This is a genomic window from Arthrobacter silviterrae (assembly GCF_011045165.1).
GTDB lineage: Bacteria > Actinomycetota > Actinomycetes > Actinomycetales > Micrococcaceae > Specibacter > Specibacter silviterrae.
Window position 1 is genome coordinate 1 of record NZ_JAAKZI010000062.1, and the last position, 7091, is coordinate 7091.

7 protein-coding genes are annotated in these 7091 nt (G+C 66.8%); 4 read left to right on the forward strand and 3 right to left on the reverse strand.

Translation table 11 applies throughout. The annotated features are described in order from the left end of the window. Together G6N77_RS19195 and G6N77_RS19200 are read right to left on the reverse strand one after the other, a co-directional pair. Window positions 1-282: hypothetical protein (locus G6N77_RS19195; RefSeq protein ID WP_205678446.1), on the reverse strand; the 282-nt coding region annotated here is incomplete at its 3' end. Window positions 283-484: 202 nt separating this feature from the next. Then, window positions 485-952, reverse strand: coding sequence for a hypothetical protein (locus tag G6N77_RS19200; RefSeq protein ID WP_165183777.1), 468 nt, complete (start codon window positions 950-952; stop codon window positions 485-487). 506 nt (window positions 953-1458) lie between these two features. Between G6N77_RS19200 and G6N77_RS19205 the strand changes: the two genes are divergently transcribed. The 4 genes from G6N77_RS19205 to G6N77_RS19220 all read left to right on the forward strand — a co-directional run bounded on the left by G6N77_RS19205 (window position 1459) and on the right by G6N77_RS19220 (window position 6105). Continuing rightward, window positions 1459-2817, forward strand: coding sequence for an MFS transporter (locus G6N77_RS19205; protein WP_165183778.1), 1359 nt, complete (start codon window positions 1459-1461; stop codon window positions 2815-2817). Between the two features lie 47 nt (window positions 2818-2864). Beyond that, window positions 2865-3530, forward strand: a complete 666-nt coding sequence (locus tag G6N77_RS19210) for a response regulator transcription factor (protein ID WP_165183779.1) — start codon at window positions 2865-2867, stop codon at window positions 3528-3530. Beyond that, the gene (locus tag G6N77_RS19215) at window positions 3527-4924 is read left to right on the forward strand and encodes a sensor histidine kinase (protein WP_165183780.1); all 1398 of its coding nucleotides are present in this window, start codon (window positions 3527-3529) and stop codon (window positions 4922-4924) included. Before G6N77_RS19210 ends, G6N77_RS19215 begins: the two co-directional genes overlap by 4 nt. 128 nt (window positions 4925-5052) lie before the next feature. Next, window positions 5053-6105 (forward strand): TAXI family TRAP transporter solute-binding subunit, encoded by a 1053-nt coding sequence (locus G6N77_RS19220; RefSeq protein ID WP_370875273.1) that lies wholly within the window; start codon window positions 5053-5055, stop codon window positions 6103-6105. 56 nt (window positions 6106-6161) lie between these two features. Here the strand turns inward: G6N77_RS19220 and G6N77_RS19225 are convergent, their stop codons facing one another. Then, the gene (locus tag G6N77_RS19225; RefSeq protein WP_370875239.1) at window positions 6162-6953 is read right to left on the reverse strand and encodes a pullulanase X25 domain-containing protein; all 792 of its coding nucleotides are present in this window, start codon (window positions 6951-6953) and stop codon (window positions 6162-6164) included. Window positions 6954-7091: the final 138 nt, after the last annotated feature.

Sequence of the window (7091 nt, forward strand, 5' to 3'; positions counted from 1 at the left end):
TGCCACCAGGGCCGCCTTTACCGCCGCGAGCCCTGATTCCAGGACCCGCAGCTGCTCCAGGGCCGCGGCCGTGCCGGCCTGCACGGCCCGGGCGGTGGAGGCACGGGAGGCCGGTTCCGGGTCGGGGACCGGGTACGGGATGAATGCCGGCAGCCCGGCCAGGGAGGCGCTGCCGGGGCCAAACGGTTCAACGGCGGGCAGGGACACGGCGGCCAGGACCGCCGCCACATCCTGTGCGGCGGAGGATTCCCCGTTCCCGGGGCCAGGCACCAACCCGTCCATGAACCCACACTACCCGCACCGTAACCGAAACGCAATAGTTCCTAGGACAAATATTCTATATCCCCTGCCACCGAGCCCCGCCTTTCCGCGCCGCCGCCACCGCGCACAAACCAGGCCCGGCACCGGAAGCAAGCCCACCGGCGTCGAGCCTGGCAACTTGCGGCAGGGCTCCCAACAGGGCCCCGCCGCCAAAGGCTGCCAACTACTGGCAGCTGACCGTTTGGTTGTTGACGGTCATGACGCCGTTGGCGTTGAAGGTGAGTGTGAATGCGGCGTGCATGCTGAGCGTCTTCGACGGGTCCGTGGTGCTGGTTCCCTGGAAGTTCATGGTGGCATGCTGGACGGAGTTCTTGTTGTTGTCCTCAGCCCCGAACCATTCCTGAACGTGCCCGGTCCAGGCGGTGGGGCCGTCGGAGGTGGTGGTCCAGAGGGTCACCTGGCCCTCCTCGGTGAGGGTGAACCACGAGTCGCCGGCGTTGTTGACGGTCAGGTGCTGGACCCAGTTCCCGGTGCCCGCAAAGGCAGTCACGCCCGGTCCGGCGCAGGTGACGGGAATGAAGTCATTGATGACGGTTCCGTGGGTTGTCTGAATGGTGTTGGCCGAGGCCGCGCCGGCTGTTCCAGCAACGAGTGCCACGGCGGCGGCAATGGCGCCAAGTGTGCGCTTCATTATTCTCTCCAATGGATCTGTTGAAGAGGTAAACGTTTGTGTGGCGGCTTTCTGCTGGGAGCCCGCGCGGCGCCCCTACGCACCTGGACTTGCCTCTGCTGGAATGAGACCTGCGCCGGATATGGTCAGCCTCTTCGAATGATGACGGTGAATATAGTTGTGGGTGTGCCTGTCACCAGGTGCTTGCGTGCCTCGCAGCTTGGGTGCTTCGTGGCACCAGCAGCGGCCCCCGGTTGTGGATTTTTAACCGGTGAGCCTAGCGGACATTTTACGCGCTCACGCACACGCCGCATAGATTAATTTGTGGAATGCAGCCGCAGGCGCCACGAAAGAATCCCGCCACGCAAAAACGCCCAGCCCAAGCAGCAAGAAGCAAGCAGCAGCCCGCAATCCTAAGGAAGCGTTAGGAATGCCCGGATTCGCTTGGATGTGCCCTGAATCACGCCTAATTTGGCTTCAGCCCCTGAACCGCCAGGCGGCCGAATTCCAATCTTCGAGGAGCATCCGTGGACAAGGCAAAGGCTAGTGAGCGCGCAACGTCGCGACGCATCACGGGCAACATTTTCAAGGGTTCGGTGGGGAACCTGATCGAGTGGTACGACTGGTACGTTTACGCAGCCTTCGCCGTGTACTTCTCCGCGGAGTTCTTCCCTTCCGGGGACCCCACCTCCCGCCTGCTGAACACGGCGGCGATTTTCGCCGTCGGCTTCCTGATGCGGCCCATCGGCAGCCTGCTGCTGGGCCGCTACGCAGACCGGCACGGCCGCCGCGCCGCCCTGACCCTCTCCATCACGGTCATGGCCGCCGGCTCGCTGATCATCGCCTGCACGCCGGGCTTCGAGACCATCGGCGTGTGGGCACCCATCATCCTGGTCGCGGCCCGGCTAATCCAGGGCCTGTCCCTCGGCGGGGAGTACGGCACCTCCGCCACGTACCTTTCGGAAATGGCCAGCACCGGCCGCCGCGGCTTCTACTCCAGCTTCCAGTACGTCACCCTGATTGCCGGCCAGCTGGTGGCCCTGGGCGTGCAGATCGTCCTGCAACAAATCCTGAGCGACTCCGACATGAAGAGCTGGGGCTGGCGCATCCCCTTCGTGCTCGGCGCCATCTTCGCCCTGACCGTCCTGTGGCTGCGCCGTACCATGGATGAATCCGAGCAGTTCACCCAGCTGAGCCAGGAATCCAGCGCGCAGGCCGGCACCATCCGGATCCTGCTGCAGCATCCCAAGGCAGTCATGACCGTCGTCGGGCTTACCCTGGGCGGCACCGTCGCGTTCTACACCTACACCACCTACATGCAGAAGTTCATGGTGAACACCGTGGGCATTAACAAGGAGACGGTCAGCTGGATCAACTTCTTCGCACTCCTGGCCTTCGTGGTCCTGCAGCCCGTGGCCGGCGCGCTCTCTGACAGGATCGGCCGCCGCCCGCTTCTGCTGGGCTTCGGCATCCTGGGCACCCTTCTGACGGTCCCCCTGTTCATGCTCATGCAGGGGATGAAGAACCCCGTCGGCGCGTTCCTGCTCATGATGGTGGGCCTGGTCATCGTCAGCGGCTACACCTCCATCAACGCCATCGTGAAGGCCGAGCTCTTCCCCACGGAAATCCGGGCCCTCGGAGTTGGACTCCCCTACGCCCTGACGGTGGCCATCTTCGGCGGCACCGCGGAATTCATTGCCCTGGGCCTGAAGAGCATAGGCCTGGAGACCGTTTTCTACTACTACGTGGCCGCCTGCATCGCCGTAAGCCTTATTTCCTACTGGCGCATGGGCGAGTCCTCCAAGACCTCCCACATCGAGTCGGAACTGCGCAATTCCAAGCACGACGGCGGCGCCCCGGTTCTCGAGGACACCCCCGCCCGGTAGCCTGTAAGCTCACGCCCAAGGCGCCATTTCGCGGGAAGGACTGAAGCGTGGACCTGCTCATCGTTGAAGATGACGACGCCGTTGCTTCCGCCCTGCTTGCGGCCGTCAGTTCCGCCGGGCACAGGGCAGAGAGGGTTTCCCGGGGCAGCGATGCGCTGCTGCAGCACCGCAAGGCGGCCATGATCCTGTTGGACCTGGGCCTGCCGGACATGGACGGGCTGGAGGTGCTGCGGAAGCTGCGCCAGGTGACGCTGAACCCCGTGATCATCCTGACGGCTCGGGACGATGAACGGAGCGTGGTCCGCGGGCTCCGCCTGGGTGCGGACGACTACCTGATCAAGCCCGTCAAGCTCAATGAACTGCTGGCCCGGATTGAGGCAGTGGCCAGGCGCATGGGCCGGGCGGCGGCGCCCAGCAGCGAGCTCGCGGCGGGGGACGTCACTGTCAGCCTGGACCACCGCACGGCGGAGGTGGGCGGGCGGGCGCTGAGCCTGACGCCCACCGAGTTTGAGCTGCTGGCCCTGCTGGTCAAGCACGGCGGCTCCATTGCCACCCGCCAGCAAATCATGGACTCCCTGTGGGGAGACGCGTTCGCGGCAGCGTCGCGGTCCCTGGACGTCCACCTGACCGGGCTGCGGGCCAAGCTGGGCCGGCCCGGCTACATTGTCAACGTCCGCGGGGTGGGCTACCGCTTCGAGGCGAACCCGCCGTGAGGGTCCGCGTGCTGGGGGTGTTGGGCATTCTCTCCCTGCTGCTGGTGCTGGGCCTGGCGTACTCGCTGCTCAGCGCCGGCAGCCGCGAACTGACCCAGGAACTGCAGATCAACCGGGTGGCCTCTCTCAACCGACTGGCCCAGGTGGCTTCCGAGGCCGCCGCCTCCAATGACTGGACAGTGCTGCAAACGGAAATGGACTCCTATTCCAACCTTTACGGGGAGGGCATTTTGGTCCACACGCAGGACCGGGTGCTGGCCTCCGGGTCTCTGGACCCGAACCGGGCTGACGTCAAGGACGCCTTCTTCAATGCCAGCCTGAACCTCAGCCTCACGTCCGTGGAGCCGCTGTGGCCCCTTGGCCCGAGTTCGAGGCTGGTGTCGAGGTCCTTTGGCAGCGCCAACCAGGTGCTGGGCGAGGTGGTGCTGGAGGTCGACACGGCCCCGGCCCAGGCCAAGTTGCGCACCTTGTGGCTGCTGGTGATTGTTGCCGCCGTCGTCCTGGAAGCGGGGCTGCTGCTCCTGGCCGCGAGGGTGACCGGGTGGGTGCTGCGGCCCATCCACAGGCTCAATTCCGCCGTGCTGGAACTGGAGGCCATCGGGTCCATGCAGCAGCTTCCCCAGGACGGCCCCCCGGAACTGCGCGAGCTCAGCCGTTCCCTGACCACCATGGCCGCGGCCGTGCAGGAAAGCCTGGACCAGCAGCGCCAGCTGATTGCCGACACCTCGCACCAGCTGCGCAACCCCGTGGCCGCCCTGAGGCTGCGCGCCGACCTTCTGCAGCTCCAGCTCACGGACGGGCCGGGCAGGGAGGGGATCCAGCCGGTGCTGGCGGAGCTGGACCGGGTGGAAGGGCTGCTGGACGGCGTATTGACCCTGGCCACGGCCGAAAACCGCCTCTCCGAGGGGCAGGCCCGGCAGGCGGTTGGCCCCTCCTCCCCCGCCAGGGCGCGCGCGAACCCCGCCCTGATTGCTCAGGAGGAACTGGAGCGCGCCGGCGCCGCGGCGGCACTGAACGGGACCACCCTGGTGTGGGGACCGGAGCCGGCTGGGGACGTGGAGCTGGACTGCAACCCGCTTGAACTGGCCCAGATGGTGGGCGAGCTGCTGGGCAATGCCATCAAGTACGCGGCGGGCGGCACCGTGGAAGTCAGCGTGGGGTCCGGTCCCGGCGAGGTGCACCTTGACGTGTCCGACGACGGTCCCGGACTCCCAGCCGAACAGCTGGCTTCCGCTGTGGCCAGGTTTTGGCGGGCGCCGCAGCACCGCGGCATGGCCGGCACTGGCCTGGGGATGACGATTGTGGACAGGCTGGCGCGGGCCAACGGCGGCGAGCTGGTGCTCTCGGCTGTGCAGCCGCATGGCCTCCGGGCAAGGCTGGTGTTTCGCCGGTGATGGGAGCTGAGGTGGTCGAGCAGCGAGCCCCGGTGGTCGAGCAGCGTGCTCTGCGAGCGCGTCGAGACCCCGGCAACCCCGCCCCGGTGGTCGAGCAGCGAGCGTCGGTGGTCGAGCAGCGAGCTCCGGTGGTCGAGCAGCGAGCTCTGCGAGCGCGTCGAGACCCCAGTGGCCGAGACCCCAGTGGCCGAGACCCCAGTGGCCGAGACCCCGGCATCCAGCCGCCCACTCGCCGTCAACTCTTAAGCTGGGCCGCCGGCACCGCTCTGGCGGGCGTGGCACTCCCTGCCCTGGCGGCGTGCAGCGCCCCGGCACCGCTGGGGAAGATCGTGGTGGCCGGCGGGGAATCGGGCGGCTTCTACCTGGAATTCGCGGGGCTGCTGGCCGCGGCGCTGCAAAAGTATGGGGTGGCGAAGGCCGCCGTCGCGCTTTCTACGGGCGGCAGCGCGGACAATTTCCAGCGGCTGCTCGCAGGCGAGGCAACCATGGGCGCAGTGCTGGCGGACACGGCCGCGCAGCTCATGGGAGCCAATCCGGGGCGCGTGGTGGCGCTCGGCAAGGTGTACGAAAACTATCTGCACTGCATTGTGCGCAGGGACGGCGGCATCCGCACGCTGTCGGACCTGGCAGGGAGGCCGGTGGGGACGGGCGCGGTCGGCTCCGGGACCACGCTGACGGCCCGCAGGATTCTCTCGGCAGCCGGCCTGGGACCGTCGTCCGGGCACCCCATTGTGGAGCGCCAGCTGGGACTCAACGACGGGCTGGCTGCGCTGCAGGACGGTTCCATTGACGCGCTGCTGTGGTCGGGAGGACTACCGACGGCGGCCATCACGGCCGCGAACGGGAATTTTGGGCTGAGGTTCATCGAGCTGTCGCCGGTGCTGCCCACGCTGCGGAGCAATTACGGCGAATACTACGAACGTGTGCTGATCCCCGCCAACAGCTACGTGGGCACCCCGGCCGTGGGGACGGCCGGGGTGGCGAACCTGCTGCTGTGCCGGGCGGACCTTGACGCCGAGACGGCCAAGCGGACGGTGCGGCTGCTGGTCAACCACGCCAGGGACCTGATCCCCAAGTCCAGCCAGGGCATCCAGTTCCTGAGCCGGGAAACGCTCATCAGCACGGGAGGCCTGCCGCTGCACCCCGCGGCCGCGGAGGCGTACCGCGAGATGCACGGGTAAGCCCGCTGGTCGAGCAGCGAGCTCTGCGAGCGCGTCGAGACCCAGGGCACCCGCAATCAGCCCCGCAGCACGTCCTTCGTAGCGTGGTCATAGTGGAACGTGACCTCGCCGCCGGCATGCTCGAACTCGTGGTTTGCGCCATCTAGCAGGCCAAACGCACCGTAGTTTTCGTCCCAGGAACCGTTCACCACGGCCTTGTAGCTGTACTTGCCGGCTGGCAGGTCCGCGGTAAGCTTCCACGTGCCGCGCTTGGCGTCCAGCTTCATCTGCACACTGCTGTGGCTGGGATCCCAGTCATCCAGGGCACCCAGCACGGTGCCGAAGTCGCCGGCGAGGGCCACGGAGTCCGGCTGGTCTTGAGGTTCGACGGCGGACGCCTCTGCAGGCGCCTTGGCCGCGGTCTTCCGCGGGGCTGCTTTGGCGGGCGCCTTCTTCGTGGCCGCAGCCTTTGCTGGCGGCTTCCTGGCAGCGGCCTTCTTGGCGACAGGCTTGGAGGGCAGCGGGGTGTGTGCCGGGACTGGCGTCCCGTCGGCGAGGGCAGCCGTCAGCGCATCGACTGTCTTGAACGCGACAGTCGCCTTCAGTCCGTCCTCGGTGATTTCCCAGCCGCTGCGGCCCTTGGTCATCCAACCAGCCTTGACTAGCTCGGCTGTTGCCTTGGTGAGGTTCTTGTGCCCGCGTGGAATGCCGCCGCTGAGCAGTTCGGATTCATCCTTCGTGAACGGGATGCGGGCCACGGCTTCCGCCAGGACCTCTCCCCCGTTGGGCTTCTGGTCCTCCCATGACCCTGCGGCCATGATGTCCAGAACTTCCTTGAGTCGTCGGTTGGTGTTGTCGCGAACGGTCACAGCAGTCCTCCTGTAGAAGCGGGTACGCAAACACTGTGGCACGTTGGGCGGCTACTGGACAGTACGTGACGCACGGCCCAAGGCAGTTCCTGACTCAACTGCTGTCGGACGCCAAGCATTTGGAGGTGACCAGATTAA